Origin of the sequence: Sphingomonas endophytica (assembly GCF_001476895.1) — a bacterium.
In the GTDB taxonomy this organism is placed as follows: Bacteria; Pseudomonadota; Alphaproteobacteria; order Sphingomonadales; family Sphingomonadaceae; genus Sphingomonas; species Sphingomonas endophytica_A.
Genome location: NZ_LDTB01000004.1, coordinates 45,038 through 59,362 on the forward strand (window position 1 = coordinate 45,038; position 14,325 = coordinate 59,362).

A 14,325-nucleotide genomic window follows, 5' to 3' on the forward strand; every position below is an offset into this window, starting at 1 on the left:
ATGACTATCACACAATCGCCCTTCGAACCGACCGTTACCGTCTTCATGCTGGTCAAGACATCGCCGGAATGGCTCGGGTTCGCCGTCGATCACCGCTTCGAACTTCTGGCGAAGCATTTCACTCCTATCCTCAAGAATCACGCGGCGAACGTCTCGCTGCGCTTCTTCGACGTGGAATTCTATTCGACGCGCGTCACCGACATCTGGATGTGGGACGCAGCGGATCATCATTCCTACCAGTTACTGGTGGAAGACCTGCGCGAAACGGCCTTCTGGGATCGCTATTTCGACATCGTGGAAATCCTGACCGGCGTGGAAAACGCCTATGCCAAGAACTATGATAGGCCGGTCATCACCGCCTGACCGACCGAGAGGGGCGTCATCCCCGCCCCTCTTAGTCGTTCCCGCAAAAGACCGGCCAACGAGACGGCGCAGGCTTTGCCGCTGGGATCGAACATCGGGAAAGGGTCGGGTCGGGTGGCGCCAGCCGACCGTGTAGACTTTTTGCACGATACCGTTTGGTGTACGGTAGGTCTGAAAGCCCATCGCCTCATAGTAGCGAAGGCCGGACCGATTATCGGCGCCGGTTGTCGACGAGGTCGTCATCCAGATTGCGGAGCAACGTATCTGCGAACAGCTGCGGATTTTCGAGCATCATGAGATGACCCGTGTCCGCGATGACGGTGTCCGAAGTCGCGCGAGCCGAGAGCCACTCCGGCACGTTCCACCCGTGGCGAGAGCGGGCACCGGCCACGAGGTGAACGGGCACACCCGACGCGACGACGGCACGCAATTGCTCAAGATACTCCTCGGCCGCCGTCGCACTGACCACCGCCCGCGCCTGCGTCCGAAGCGTGGAGACAGGCTGGTTATCCAGCCATGCTGCGGCGGTGCTCAGGGTGAAGGCGGACGCCGCCACGCCAGATCGACCGATCCATGCGGCGACATCGGAGCGAAAGCCCGCAACCTCCTGCGCGATATCCGGCAGCGCTTGCCGTGCGATCTTCTGTGACCAGAAGGCGTCGCTCAACGTCATATTACCTTCGACACTCGTCAGCGACCGGGTGAGTTCGGGGTAGCGGTGAGCGAAGATGGTGGCCACGGCTCCGCCCACCGAGTGGCCGATGACGTCGACCTGGCATTCCACATGCTCTCGAACATGCGCGGCCACATGGTCGGCCTGATCAACGAGTGTCCATCCCGCGGGAGATTGGTCGCGCAAGGCACCATAGCCAAGCAGATCGGGCGCGAGCACCAAACGGTTTACAAAAGCGGAGAGGATGCGCGGCGCATTCAACGACCCGAACAAGCCGTGGATCAGCAAAACAGCTGTCATCGCCCCATCTCTTCCTTCGCACTGGTCCGGACCCGCTCGGACATCGGGCGCGCCACGGGCAAAGCCCGTGTCTTCGGTCGGCGCGGTGGCGCCGCCGGCCGGGCACAGCTCGGGGTTTGCGGGTAGCTTGGCTACCCGCTTGCCGCCGCGCGTTACGCCGCCTTCGCGCGGCTGGCGCGCTTGCGCTCGTGCGGGTCGAGGTGGCGCTTGCGCAGGCGGATCGACTTGGGGGTCACCTCGACCATCTCGTCGTCGTCGATATAGGCGATCGCCTGTTCCAGCGTCATCTTCTTCGGCGGGGTCAGGCGAATCGCATCGTCCTTGCCGCCCGACGCGCGGAAGTTCGTCAGCTGCTTCGCCTTCATCGGATTGACCTCCAGGTCATCCGTCTTGGCGTTCTCGCCGATGATCATGCCCTCGTACAGCGCCTCGCCGTGCCCGACGAACAGGATGCCGCGATCCTCGAGCGGACCCAGCGCATAGCCCTGCGCCTCGCCGGCGCCGTTCGAGATCAGGACGCCGTTCTTGCGGCCCTCGATCGCGCCCTTGTGGGGGCCGTACTTCTCGAACAGCCGGTTCATGATGCCGGTGCCGCGCGTGTCCGACAGGAACTCGCCGTGATAGCCGATCATGCCGCGCGACGGCGCGGAGAAGGTGATGCGGGTCTTGCCGCCGGTCGAGGGACGCATGTCGGTCATCTCGGCCTTGCGCAGGTTCATCTTCTCGACGACCGTGCCCGAATGCTCTTCATCGACGTCGATGATGACGGTTTCGTACGGCTCGGTCTTCTTGCCGTCCTCATCCTCGCCGAACAGCACGCGCGGACGGCTGATGCCCAGCTCGAAGCCTTCGCGGCGCATCGTCTCGATCAGGACGCCGAGCTGAAGCTCGCCGCGCCCGGCGACCTCGAAGCTGTCGCGGTCGGCGGATTCGGTCACCTTGATCGCGACGTTCGTCTCCGCTTCGCGCATCAGGCGGTCGCGGATCATGCGGCTGGTTACCTTGCTGCCCTCACGGCCCGCCATCGGCGAGTCGTTGACCGCGAAGCGCATCGACAGCGTCGGCGGATCGATCGGCTGCGCCTGGATCGGCACGCTGACCGAGGTGTCGGCGATCGTGTTGGCGACGGTCGCGACGGTCAGGCCGGCGAGCGAGATGATGTCGCCGGCGCGTGCTTCCTCGACGGGAACGCGCTCGAGCCCGCGGAAGCTCATCAGCTTCGACGCGCGGCCGGTCTCGATCACGTTGCCCTGGTTGTCGAGCGCGTGGATCGGCTGGTTGACCTTCACCACGCCCGACTGGACGCGGCCGGTGAGGATGCGGCCGAGGAAGTTGTCGCGGTCGAGCAGCGTCACGAGGAAGCTGAACGGCGCGTCCTGATCCAGCGACGGCGGCGGGACGTGATCGACGATCTTCTGGAACAGCGGGGTCAGCGTGCCCTCGCGACGGTCCATGTCCTCCGAGGCATAGCCATTGCGGCCCGACGCGTAGAGGACCGGGAAGTCGAGTTGCTCGTCATTGGCTTCCAGCGCGACGAACAGGTCGAACACCTCGTCCAGCACTTCCTGGATACGCGCGTCCGAACGGTCGACCTTGTTGACGACGACGATCGGGCGCAGGCCCAGCGCCAGCGCCTTGCCGGTCACGAACTTCGTCTGCGGCATCGCGCCCTCGGCCGCGTCGACCAGCAGGATCACGCCGTCGACCATCGAGAGGATCCGCTCCACCTCGCCGCCGAAATCGGCGTGGCCGGGCGTATCGACGATGTTGATGCGCGTGCCTTCCCACTCGATCGAGGTCGGCTTGGCGAGAATGGTGATCCCGCGCTCCTTTTCGAGGTCGTTCGAGTCCATCGCGCGCTCTTCGACGCGCTGATTGTCGCGGAAAGTGCCGGACTGGCGGAACAACTGGTCGACGAGGGTGGTCTTGCCATGATCGACGTGCGCGATGATGGCGATGTTGCGCAGGTTCATACGGGTTCCTGAGGGTGGCCCGCTTGTCCGCAGGCAGTTTCGCCGCGCCCCTTAGCGGAAAGTTGCAACGAACGCCAGCCTTGCCGCCCGAATGACGAACGGGCCGGCCACCCCGCGAGGTGACCGGCCCGCCCGTTGCTACCGTGACGGTCGCGGATCAGCCGTGGCAGACGCAACCGGCATGCTCGCAACCTTCGCCATCGCTGTGGTGCGTGGCGCAGGAATCGCTGCAGAAGCTGCGGCCGTCGGCCTCGATCGCCTTGCCGGCGCTGACGATGCAGACGCAATCGGCGCAGGCGCACTTCACCATTTCGACTTCGATGCTCATGATCTTATTCCTCGTGGCTGTGGTCGTCGGGTTCGAGAATATGGTCCATCATGTTGGTCAGCATGACGCGGACGTGGCAGTCGGGCAGCGCGTAATAGACGTTGCGCCCCTGACGGCTCTGTCGCAGCAGCCGCCCCGCGCGCAGCAGGCGAAGATGCTGCGATACGAGGCTCTGGCTGATCCCCAGCTCCTCGGTCAGCTCCCCCACCGAGCGCGCGCCGTCGAGACAGGCCGCCACCAGGCGCAGCCGGTTCGGCTCCCCCAGCAGGCGGAACAGCTCGGACAATTGGGCGCTTTCGTCAGGGGTCATGCCATCCTCATATGAACGATCTCTCATATATTCATATATGCGTTTCATGTCAAATGAATTGATGTCCATCAAGTCGGCGCAGGACGCTCTGCCCCTTGTCCACCCAATCAGCGTGTTATATTGGCAATACAGTTGAAAGCGCGGCGCAACGCGCCGACAATGCCGCGCACGTAAGATAAGGATGACCCGACGATGGCGACCGCTCCGAACGACGCGACCGAGCCGACGCTGGTGCTGACCCCGCCCGATCCGGTGCCGGAGGTGCGCGCGGAAAAGGCGGCCGGGCTGGTGCCCGTCGACGATACGAAGCGCAGCGAGCTGGAGCGGCGGGTCGATGCGTTCGTCGATCAACTGGTGAGCGAAGACGTCAACAGCCCCGAGTTCGGCAAGCGCGTCGATGCGATCACCGCGATGGGGCAGAAGGAGATCCGCGACGCGGCGGGCCAGTCGAACCGCTTCCTCGACCGCCCGGTGCGCGCGATGGATCAGGAGGCCGGGGTCGGCAAGGACCTGGCCGAGCTGCGCCGCGTGGTGGAGGACCTCGACCCCGGCAAGCGCGGCAAGCTGACCGCGCCGCAGAAGCTGTTCGGGGTGATCCCGTTCGGCAACAAGGTGCGCAATTATTTCGACGGCTACAAGTCGGCGCAGTCGCACATCGCCTCGATCCTGAAGAGCCTGGGCAGCGGCAAGGACGAGCTGCTGATGGACAATGCCGCGATCGATACCGAGCGCGCGAACCTGTGGTCGGCGATGGGGCGGCTGGAGCAGATGATCCACCTGTCGCGGACGATGGACGCGCGGCTGGAGGACAAGGCCAACGAGCTGGACCACACCGACCCCGCCAAGGCCAAGGCGATCCGCGAGAGCGCATTGTTCTATGCCCGGCAGCGGACGCAGGACCTGCTGACGCAGATGGCGGTGACGGTACAGGGGTATCTGGCGCTCGATCTGGTCAAGAAGAACAATGTCGAGCTGATCAAGGGCGTCGATCGCGCCAGCACGACGACGGTCGCGGCGCTGCGGACCGCCGTCACGGTGGCGCAGGCGCTGACCAACCAGAAACTGGTGCTGGAACAGATCACGCAGCTGAACGCGACGACCGCCGGGCTGATCGATTCGACCGGCAACCTGCTGCGCCAGAATACCGCGCGGGTGCATGAGCAGGCCGCGGCCTCGACGATCCCGCTGGAGACGCTGCAGCGCGCGTTCCAGAACATCTATGATACGATGGACGCGATCGACACGTTCAAGCTGAAGGCGCTCGACACGATGAAGGTGACGGTCGACACGCTCGGCAACGAGGTGGAGAAGTCGCGCGGCTATATCGCCCGCGCCGAGGGCGCGACGCAGAACCGTGTCGCGGGCGGGGCGGAGCAGTTCAAGCTGGAGTCGCTGTGACGCCGCTTCCCCCAACGGACGTGGACGACACGATCGCGCTCGCACGGGTCGCCCGCGAGCGGCGGCGCGGGGGTGAGATGGTGCCGGTGCGGCGGCGTCGGGCGCGCTCGCGGGGCAATCGGACGGTCAAGCTGGTGGTGGCGATCGGCGTGCTGCTGACGCTGGCGATGCTGTTCGGGTGGAGCGGGTTCGCGCTGGTCGCGGTGGCGGCGGCGATCGTCGCGCTGACCGTGCTGGTGTTGCGGAAGCGCCCCGCGCCGGTGCCGACGCCGGAGAAGATCGCGCAGGCGGAGCTGAAGACGCTACCCGCGCAGACCGCGCGCTGGCTGGAGGCGCAGCGGCCCGCGCTGCCCGCGCCGGCGGTGACGCTGGTGGAGCGGCTCGACCGGCGGCTGGACACGCTGGCGGGGCAATTGGCGACGCTGGACGACGACAGCCCGGTGGCGGGGGAGATCCGGCGGCTGGTGGGCGAGCAGCTGCCGGCGTTCGTGGCGGATTATGCGCGCGTCCCGCCGACGATGCGCGCGACGCCGCGCAACGGCAAGACGCCGGACCAGCAACTGGTCGAGGGGCTGGGCGTGATCGAGCGCGAGATGGGCGACATCAGCGCGCGGCTGGCGCAGGGCGATCTGGACGCGCTGGAGACCAAGCGGCGGTTTCTGGAGGTGAAGTACGAGGGGGAGTGAGGGCCTTTGCCTCCCTCTTTCGCCACCTTTTTCTTCTTTTCGTCACCCCGGCGAAGGCCGGGGTCCAGTTGCGGAACGGCGGTGACGACGCGCAGCGCTACCTTACGATGGCCTTCCCAACTGGACCCCGGTCTGCGCCGGGGTGACGGATTTCAAGTCGGGGTGAGATAGAGGGCAGGCGACGGCCTACCCCGCGACCATCCCCCACAACAGATAGCCGTTCAGCCCGACGATCACCGCCGCGATCACCCACGCCAGCGCGGCCAGCCAGCGCGGCGCGGCGAAGGAGCCCATCAGCTTTCGGTCGCCGGTGTAGAGGACGAGCGGGATCACCGCGAACGGGAGTTGCAGGCTGAGCACCACCTGGCTGAGCACCAGCAGGTCGGTCGCGCCGCGGTCGCCGGTCGAGGCGACCACCACCACCGCGGGTACGATCGCGATCGCGCGGGTGATGAGGCGACGCAGCCACGGCACGAGGCGGATGTCGAGGAAGCCTTCCATGACGATCTGCCCCGCGAGCGTGCCGGTGACAGTCGAGTTCTGACCGCTGGCCAGCAGCGCGACCGCGAACAGCACGCTGGCCGCCCCTACCCCCAGCATCGGCGCCAGCAGGCGGTGCGCGTCCTCGATCTCCGCCACCTCGAACCGCCCGGCGGTGTGGAAGGTCGCCGCCGCCAGGATCAGGATCGCGGCGTTGATGAAGAAGGCCAGCCCCAGCGCGACGGTGGAGTCGATCGTCGCCAGCTTCAACGCCTCGTGCCGGTCGCCTTCGTCCTGACCATAAGCGCGGGTCTGGACGATCGAGGAATGGAGGTAGAGGTTGTGCGGCATCACCGTCGCGCCGAGAATGCCGATCGCGATATACAGCATCGCCGGGTTCGCGACGATCTGCCCGGTCGGGATCAGCCCGGTCGCCGCCGCGCCCCAGTCGGGCCTCGCCCAGAACAGCTCGAACGCGAAACAGCTTGCGATCACGACCAGCAGCGCGGCGATGAACGCCTCCAGCCGGCGGAAACCATAGCGTTGCAGCGCGAGGATCAGGAACACATCGAGCGCGGTGACCAGCACGCCATAGATCAGCGGCATCCCGAACAGCAATTTCAAGGCGATGGCGGTGCCCAGCACCTCGGCCAGATCGCAGGCGATGATCGCCACCTCGGCCAGCGCCCAGAGCAGCCACGACACCGGTCGCGACGATTTGCGCCGGCACGCCTGCGCCAGATCGAGCCCCGCGCCGATCCCCAACCGCGCCGACAGCGATTGCAGCACGATCGCCATCAGGTTCGACAACAGCACGACGCTGAGCAAGGCATAGCCGAAGGCGGAGCCGCCCGCGATGTCGGTCGCCCAATTGCCGGGATCCATGTAACCGACCGCGACGAGCCAGCCGGGGCCGACGAACGCCAGCAGCTTGCGCCAGAAGCCCGCGCCTTTCGGAACGGGGACGGAGGCGAAGCTGTCGCCCAGCGAACGTGCGGGTGAGGTCATGTGCGGGGATGAATGCGGGAGAAGCGTGACGGTTTCAACCGCTTGGCGTGCTCGGGTCCGCGAGGATACCGTCATTGCGAGCGGCGCGAAGCAATCCAGTGGCGGGCCAGGACGCTCTGGATTGCTTCGCGCCGCTCGCAATGACGACGTTCTTTACGCAGCCTCAGCCCCCCAGCACGCGCGCCAGCAGTGCGGCGTTGCGCTCTATCAAGGCGGCATCGCGCTGCGACGGGGCGGTCATGATCGCGCCGTCGAGCGCGGTGTCGATCGGCGACGGGGTCCGCTCGGGCGGCAGGTGGCGGAGCAGGTGCGCCACCGCGGCGCGCGCGATGCGGCCGTTGGCCGCCATCTGCTCCACGATCTCCGCCACGTCGACCGCCGCGCGATCGTCGCGCCAGCAATCGTAATCGGTGACCATCCCGACCAGCGCGTAGGGCAACTCCGCCTCGCGTGCCAACCGCGCCTCGGGCATCGCGGTCATGCCGATCACGTCGCAGCCCCAGTCGCGGTAGAGGCGGCTTTCGGCGCGCGACGAGAATTGCGGCCCTTCCATCGCCAGATAGGTGGCGCGGTCCGCGATACGCCCACCCGCCGCGGTGAACGCCGCCGCCGCGAGCGCCCCCAGCCGCTCGCAGGTCGGATCGGCCATCGAGACATGCGCGACCAGGCCGGTGCCGAAGAAGCTGGCCGCGCGCTGCACCGTGCGGTCGATGAACTGGTCGACGACGGCGAAGGTGCCGGGCGGCAATTCCTCCTGCAACGATCCGACCGAGGAGATGGCGAGCAGGTCGGTGCAGCCGGCACGCTTCAGCGCGTCGACATTGGCGCGCGCCGGGATGTCGTGCGGGGCATGGACGTGCCCGCGCCCGTGGCGGGGCAGAAAGCGGATCGCGACCTCGCCGATGCGCCCGAACAGGATCTGGTCGCTGGGCGCGCCCCATGGGCTGGCCACGTCGCGCCATTCGGCATCCTCCAGCCCGTCGATCGCATAAAGCCCCGAACCGCCGATGATGCCGATCGTCCATTGCGCGTTCATCACTGATCTCCGATAGTCCGGCACATGCGTTTCATGCCCCTTGCCGCGCTTGCGCTGCTCTCCGCCGCCGTCCCCGCGACGGCCTTCGCCGCCACCCCGATCGCCGGACGCTACGTCACCGAGGACGGCGCCGGAATCGTCACGATCGGCCCGTGCGGCAATAGCGTTTGCGGCAAGCTGACGACGATTCTCAAGAAGCGCCCCGGCGCGGCCGATACCGACGTCAACAATTCCGATGCGGCCTTACGCAACCGTCCCATCCTGGGCCTGCCGATCCTGACCGAGTTCAGGGACGAAGGGAAGGACTGGCGCGGCCGGATCTACGATCCGCGCAACGGCAAGACGTACAAGTCGATCGTTGCGAAGAATGCCGACGGCACGCTGGCGGTGAAGGGCTGCATCGCCTTCTTCTGCCAGACCCAGACATGGCGGCCCGCGAAGTAACGCGGGCTATTCCTCCAGCCGGTTGCCGCCGCGATCGGCGGCCAGCGCGTTGTTGGCGCGGGCGGTGATCAGCGATTCTTCCTGCCCGCCCGCCTGCCCCACCGCCATCCCGGCGGACGCGGTGACGGTGCCGATCGGCTCCCCCGAGCCGCGGAGGCGCAGCCGCCGCGCGGCGAAGGCCGTCAATGCCTGTTCGGCGCGCAGCCGCGCCGCCGCGACGGGCAGGTCGCGAGTGATGAACAGGAATTCGTTACCGCTCCAGCGGATCAGTTCCTGATCGTCGAACGTCTGCTGAAGCGTGGTGGCGAAGGCGTTGAGCACGTTGTCGCCCACCGCCATGCCGAACCGTTCGTTGATCGCGGCCAGTTCGTCGACCGAGAAGGCGAGGACGATATGCCCCTCGCCGCTTTCGGCGCTCTCCATCAGCCCGCGCGCGCCGCTGCGGTTCAGCGCCTGGGTCAGGTCGTCGCGATCTTCGTCCTCCGGCGGCGCGACCGGCACGATATTGTCGCGCAGCCGCACGACCTCGCTGCGCAACGCCGCCAGTTCGCGTTCGGCGCCCGAGAGCCGCGCGACGAAATCGATCGCGGCGGCGGGGTCGCCGGCCTGATCGACCATCGTCCCTACGTCGCGCCCCAGCGCCGCCGTCAGGTCGTGCGCGTCCGAGGTCAGCGTGCCGAGTTCCTGCGTCTGTCGCGCCACCGTCCGCTCGCGCCGGTCGAGCGACACCTCGCGCGGGGGGCCGATGTGTTGGTCGATCAGTTCCTGCACGATGGCGCCGGTCAGCCGCAGCCCACCGTCGGTATGCGCGGCCACCGCCTCCGACAGCCGCGATCCGGGCGCGGCGATCACCGCCAGCGCGAATTCGTAATGACCGGGCGACGGATCGAGCTGATGCAGCTCGAGGAAGTTGATCGCGCGGCGCGCCCGCTCGAAAGCCGTCCTCACCACCGTCTGTCGCCCACCATCGCCCGACCCGCTCCAGCTTTGTCACCGCCTTGTCGATCGCGTCGTTAATTTCCCGTGAAGAGGATGTTTCTCACACCGGGGCCGCATCCGCGCCGGCGCCATAATGGTGCCAGGTGAAGATCGCCGCCGCGCCGCGATGCGGGCGCCACGCCTCGGCCAGTTCGCGCGTCAGCCGTTCGCTCGGCCGCTCGGGCAGGCCCAGGATGCGCCCGGTCTCGATCTGCACCGCCAGATCGCCGGCCGGCCAGATATCGGGCCGCCCCTCCGCGAACAGCAGATAGACCTCCGCCGACCAGCGGCCGATGCCCTTGACGCGGACCAGCTGGGCGACCGCCTCCTCATCATCGTCGGGCAGATTGTCGAGATCGAGCCGCCCACTGGTCACCTCGTCCGCCAGGCTGCGCGCATAGCCGGTCTTCTGGCGGGAGAAGCCGCAGGCGCGCAGGCTGTCGTCGTCCAGCGCCGCGACCACCGCCGGATCGGTCGGATCGCCCAGCACCTCCAGCTTGCGCCACACCGCATCGGCGGCCTTCACGCTGACCTGCTGCCCGACGATCGTGCGCAGCAGCGTGGCATAGCCCCGCGCGCGGATGCGGGGCGCGGGATAGCCGACCCGCTCCAGCGCGGCGGCGAAGGCCGGCTCGCGCGCGGCCAGCGCGTCCAGCCCGGCGTTGAGGTCCGTCGCGCTCAGCCCCATTGCGCGAGCCTGCGACAGCCGGCATGTGCGGCGCGATCTTTGGTGGAGTGCATATGCCCAAGCTTATCGTGGAGACGCGCAACGGGGAAGAACGCGAACTGGAGGGCCAGAGCGGCTTTTCGGTCATGGAGGTGATCCGCGACGCCGGCATCGACGAGATTCTGGCGCTGTGCGGCGGCTGCTGTTCGTGCGCCACCTGCCATATCCACGTCGATCCGGCCTTCGCCGACAAGCTGCCGCCGATCAGCGAGGACGAGAACGACCTGCTCGATTCCGCGTCGGAGCGCGACGCGACCTCGCGCCTGTCGTGCCAGTTGCCGTTCGGGCCGGAGCTGGACGGCATGAAAGTGCGGATCGCCGCCGAGGATTGAGCACAAGCGAGGTGTCGGGACGCGTGCTCGTGCCAAGGCAGGAGCCCGGAACCACAAGCGCCAGCGTGCATGACCCCGGACTCCGGCGTTCGCCGGAGTTCGGTGAGACTTTTCGCGGCGGCGGCGTCTACCGCGCCGTCACCGCATAGAGCGCGATCGCGGCGGCGTTCGAGACGTTGAGGCTCTCGACCTTCGACGAGATCGGCAGCTTCGCCAGCTCGTCGCAATGCGTCTCGGTATTCTGGCGCATCCCCTCGCCCTCCGCGCCCAGCACGATCGCGATGCGACGCGACGGGCCGATATCGGTCAGCGCCTGCGGCAGCGTCTGCGGCGCATGGCCGGTCAGCCCGATCCGCCAGCATCCCGCCTCCGCCATTTCCTCCAGCGCGCGAGCCAGATTGACGACGCGCACCCATGGCACGGTTTCCAGCGCGCCGCTGGCCGCCCGCGCCAGCGCGCCCGATTCGGGGGGCGCGTGCCGGTCCTGCGTGACGATCCCCAACGCGTCGAACGCCGCCGCCGATCGCAAAATCGCGCCGACATTGTGCGGGTCCGTCACCTGATCCAGCACCACGATCGGGCGTGGTCGCTCGGGATCGTCGTGGCTGCCCTGTTCCAGCAGGTCACCCAGCCACACGTCCTCCAGCGGATCGACCTCCGCCACCATTCCCTGGTGCGGCGCGTCGGACGGCACCAGCCGGCCGAGATCGGCGGCATCGGCGAACACCACGGGCAGCACCGGCGGCAGGTTCAGCGACGCCAGCGCCTCACGCGTGCCCCAGATCTTGCGCACGGTCCGCTCCGGGTTGGCCAGCGCGGCGATGACCGCGTGACGCCCCCAGAGGCGCGGACGATTGCCCTGCTGCTGGCTGGGGCGATGGCCACGGCGCGCCATCAGCGCAGCCCCCGGCGGGTGACGGCAGGATCGGGCGAGGGTCGGCACATCATTCGGTCGGGTCCGGTATCGAGGTCACAAACGGGCGGGCGCGGACGCTATGCGCCGCCGCCGCGCAGTGCAACCGTTGGCCGCCGTCGATCCGCACGCGAAACTTTTTCACGAAAAGGTGGGAGCGCGCCGTTGACAGCATCGGCCGGCGCGGGCATTGGGCGCCCTCGCTTTCGAGCGCCGCTCCTGGAAGGGTGGCCGAGTGGTTAAAGGCAGCAGACTGTAAATCTGCCCACGCAAGTGTACGCTGGTTCGAATCCAGCCCCTTCCACCATAGCCTTTTCAATGGCTTGGCCTGCCCCGGCATCCTTACCATCATCGTTGTCCGCTAATGGCGTGTGCAATTTCGGTGTAATTGCGTCGGGTCGTCCAACCTCCATTGCGCTGATCGCGGTATCGATATGCGATCCATGGACGTGGACGTAGCGGAGTACCATGGCGAGGGTCTTGTGTCCGCTGATCCGCTGAATGGTGGGAAGGTCCACACCAGCTTTAACCAAGCGCGTGATGGCGGTATGCCGCATAACGTGCGGGGTTACCTTTGACGGGTCCAAGCCGGCGCGCACGACCGCTCGGGCAAAACCCCGCTCCATGCTAAGGCGGTGCGGAACCTTTGATCCTTGCTCCGATGGAAAGACCCACCCGTCGCGATCCGCTTCTTTCTCACGCTGGCTTCGGAGCATAGCCGTTAGCGCAAGAGTCATAGGCTGTTCCCTCTCGCCAGCTTTTGCCAACGGGATAAACACCCTGTTTAGATCAAAATCGATCTTATCGTAGCGCACGGCAACGATTTCGCTATGGCGCATCGCCGCATTCAAGCCAAAGGCTACGAATAGATGCAGTCTAGCGTCTTGATCGTTCTTCGCAGCCATGAGCAATCTCTCTGCCTGTTCGTCAGAAAGAACCACAATTTTCTTTCTTGGCTCATCGCCTTTCTTGATACTTGGCTTGCGATCAGAGCGCAGCCAGCCCCACTCAACAGCCCGGTTTAGAAGATGAGATAAAGTGGATAGCTCACGATTAACCGTCGCTTGGCTCGCTACCTTCGCTCTGCCGTGACTATAATGCTGGATGGCGTAGGGGGTGACGCTATCTAGGCGAGTCTTCCCAAAGGCCGGAAGTAGCTGTTGCTCGATATGCCGTCGCTTGTTTGCCAAGTCCTTGCCGCCAGTGCGCTCCATGCGATCAAGGTACGCCGTAGCTGCTTCGCCGAAGGACATATGCGTCTTTCGACCAGCGGGCAGGTCCAGCCGTCCGGCGCGGGCGTCGGTACGCATCTTCTCGATAGCTTGCTCTGCTTGGGTCCGAGTGACGCCCTCACTGGCACGTCCAATGACCCTGTGTATCCGTGTTCCGTCCACCATTGTGGCGACCTTCCAGCGAATATCCCCGTCCTTCGTCTTTTCGGCGACGATCCCGTGTTCGGAGAGGCGCTCACCGACAGGGAGCGCTTTTAGCCGAGCTTGCGTAAGTTTTTGATAGGTTGCGGCCAACAAATCCTCCGTCAGTCTGCCATGTAAGCTCAACCGCTAAGAGCGCTGATACTACTCCCATCTAGTCTACAACTTACTAGCCGTTGCCCCTGCCGCTGTCCCCGCCCTAGAGGCGACTCGCACGGCAATGACGCCGTGCCGAATACATGGAAAACGCTATGAATGCACTCGCGATCAGACCTACCCCGGACGGGAGACTTTCCCGGACAGACGCAGCCATCTTTCTTGGCTTATCGGCACGCACTCTTGCTAATTGGCAACTTAAAGGATTCGGCCCGCCTAGCATCCGTGTCGGGGGACGTAGATTCTATCGGCTCGCCGATCTTAAATCTTTTATTGGCGACTAACCCGATGCCGCGACGATCAACTCGGAAGGGCACAGCCTTCATCGAAGAGATTTTCTACAAGACTGCAACCGCGCGACGTGGTGGTCCCGTTCGCCGATCTGTTGCTACGATCGAACGAGAGGCATCACTCATTGCGGTGTTCGCCGCAGCAACCGCAAGGGGCTGGGCTGTCACGCAGAGCGGTTCGTACTGGCAGTTTACGAGCGTAGCCAATCGTCCGCTACGTGTCGTTGGCGTCGATGGCGCTGGCAAGCCTCTATTAGCGCCATAGCGCGATCGATGGGCACGGGCGGGGATATTCCCGCCCGGCTCCCTACACCGTGCCACAAGCCCCGCTATGGGCCTGTCTACCTGTTTCCAGAAAACGGCGTGCGCGGCTGGAAGATGGTTGACGCACATCACCGATTAATAGCTAGGGCAAGACTGGCGACAAGATCGACCTTAAGTCCTTAAAGGCTGCCAATTAAGAGCACTCCAACAACAACAGTTCTCTAAGACATGGC

14 protein-coding genes, 1 tRNA gene and 1 pseudogene are annotated in these 14,325 nt (G+C 65.9%); 6 read left to right on the top strand and 10 right to left on the bottom strand.

The window, feature by feature from the left end; translation table 11 throughout:
* Positions 1–363, top strand: coding sequence for a darcynin family protein (locus NS334_RS01700; protein WP_058754281.1), 363 nt, complete (start codon positions 1–3; stop codon positions 361–363).
* 211 nt (positions 364–574) lie between these two features.
* Here the strand turns inward: NS334_RS01700 and NS334_RS01705 are convergent, their stop codons facing one another.
* From NS334_RS01705 to NS334_RS01720, 4 genes are all read right to left on the bottom strand, one after another.
* Positions 575–1,336: an alpha/beta fold hydrolase gene (locus NS334_RS01705; protein WP_058754250.1), complete on the bottom strand. Its 762-nt coding sequence runs from the start codon at positions 1,334–1,336 to the stop codon at positions 575–577.
* 152 nt (positions 1,337–1,488) lie between these two features.
* Positions 1,489–3,309: a translational GTPase TypA gene (gene typA, locus NS334_RS01710; RefSeq protein ID WP_058754251.1), complete on the bottom strand. Its 1,821-nt coding sequence runs from the start codon at positions 3,307–3,309 to the stop codon at positions 1,489–1,491.
* 157 nt (positions 3,310–3,466) lie between these two features.
* Positions 3,467–3,637, bottom strand: coding sequence for a metallothionein (locus NS334_RS01715; protein WP_058754252.1), 171 nt, complete (start codon positions 3,635–3,637; stop codon positions 3,467–3,469).
* Between the two features lie 4 nt (positions 3,638–3,641).
* Positions 3,642–3,947 (bottom strand): ArsR/SmtB family transcription factor, encoded by a 306-nt coding sequence (locus NS334_RS01720; RefSeq protein ID WP_058754253.1) that lies wholly within the window; start codon positions 3,945–3,947, stop codon positions 3,642–3,644.
* Positions 3,948–4,139: 192 nt separating this feature from the next.
* Here NS334_RS01720 and NS334_RS01725 point away from each other — a divergent pair, with 192 nt between their 5' ends.
* The gene (locus NS334_RS01725) at positions 4,140–5,345 is read left to right on the top strand and encodes a toxic anion resistance protein (RefSeq protein WP_058754254.1); all 1,206 of its coding nucleotides are present in this window, start codon (positions 4,140–4,142) and stop codon (positions 5,343–5,345) included.
* 20 nt (positions 5,346–5,365) lie between these two features.
* On the top strand, positions 5,366–6,031 hold the full coding sequence (locus NS334_RS01730) for a hypothetical protein (RefSeq protein WP_241491774.1): 666 nt from the start codon (positions 5,366–5,368) through the stop codon (positions 6,029–6,031).
* Positions 6,032–6,217: 186 nt separating this feature from the next.
* Here NS334_RS01730 and NS334_RS01735 read toward each other — a convergent pair whose 3' ends face one another.
* Positions 6,218–7,519 carry an Nramp family divalent metal transporter gene (locus NS334_RS01735; protein ID WP_058754256.1) on the bottom strand — a complete coding sequence of 434 codons (1,302 nt, stop codon included), beginning with the start codon at positions 7,517–7,519 and terminating at the stop codon, positions 6,218–6,220.
* Between the two features lie 163 nt (positions 7,520–7,682).
* A complete protein-coding gene (locus tag NS334_RS01740) occupies positions 7,683–8,555 on the bottom strand; it encodes a 5'-methylthioadenosine phosphorylase (protein WP_058754257.1) in 873 nt (290 codons plus the stop codon).
* Positions 8,556–8,579: 24 nt separating this feature from the next.
* On the opposite strand from NS334_RS01740, the gene NS334_RS01745 reads away from it, so the two are divergent.
* A complete protein-coding gene (locus NS334_RS01745) occupies positions 8,580–8,999 on the top strand; it encodes a DUF2147 domain-containing protein (RefSeq protein WP_428835028.1) in 420 nt (139 codons plus the stop codon).
* Positions 9,000–9,005: 6 nt separating this feature from the next.
* On the opposite strand, the gene NS334_RS01750 is transcribed toward NS334_RS01745, so the two are convergent.
* Both NS334_RS01750 and NS334_RS01755 read right to left on the bottom strand, forming a co-directional pair.
* Positions 9,006–9,947, bottom strand: coding sequence for a GGDEF domain-containing protein (locus NS334_RS01750; protein ID WP_153002540.1), 942 nt, complete (start codon positions 9,945–9,947; stop codon positions 9,006–9,008).
* Between the two features lie 91 nt (positions 9,948–10,038).
* Positions 10,039–10,665: a DNA-3-methyladenine glycosylase family protein gene (locus NS334_RS01755; RefSeq protein WP_058754259.1), complete on the bottom strand. Its 627-nt coding sequence runs from the start codon at positions 10,663–10,665 to the stop codon at positions 10,039–10,041.
* Between the two features lie 53 nt (positions 10,666–10,718).
* Between NS334_RS01755 and NS334_RS01760 the strand changes: the two genes are divergently transcribed.
* On the top strand, positions 10,719–11,036 hold the full coding sequence (locus tag NS334_RS01760; RefSeq protein ID WP_058754260.1) for a 2Fe-2S iron-sulfur cluster-binding protein: 318 nt from the start codon (positions 10,719–10,721) through the stop codon (positions 11,034–11,036).
* Between the two features lie 127 nt (positions 11,037–11,163).
* Here the strand turns inward: NS334_RS01760 and NS334_RS01765 are convergent, their stop codons facing one another.
* The gene (locus tag NS334_RS01765) at positions 11,164–11,931 is read right to left on the bottom strand and encodes a TrmH family RNA methyltransferase (RefSeq protein ID WP_058754261.1); all 768 of its coding nucleotides are present in this window, start codon (positions 11,929–11,931) and stop codon (positions 11,164–11,166) included.
* Between the two features lie 239 nt (positions 11,932–12,170).
* On the opposite strand from NS334_RS01765, the gene NS334_RS01770 reads away from it, so the two are divergent.
* Positions 12,171–12,256 (top strand) — tRNA-Tyr (locus NS334_RS01770).
* Positions 12,257–12,404: 148 nt separating this feature from the next.
* Here the strand turns inward: NS334_RS01770 and NS334_RS19245 are convergent.
* Positions 12,405–13,346 (bottom strand): annotated as a pseudogene (locus NS334_RS19245) (tyrosine-type recombinase/integrase); the annotation flags it as partial.
* Positions 13,347–14,325: the final 979 nt, after the last annotated feature.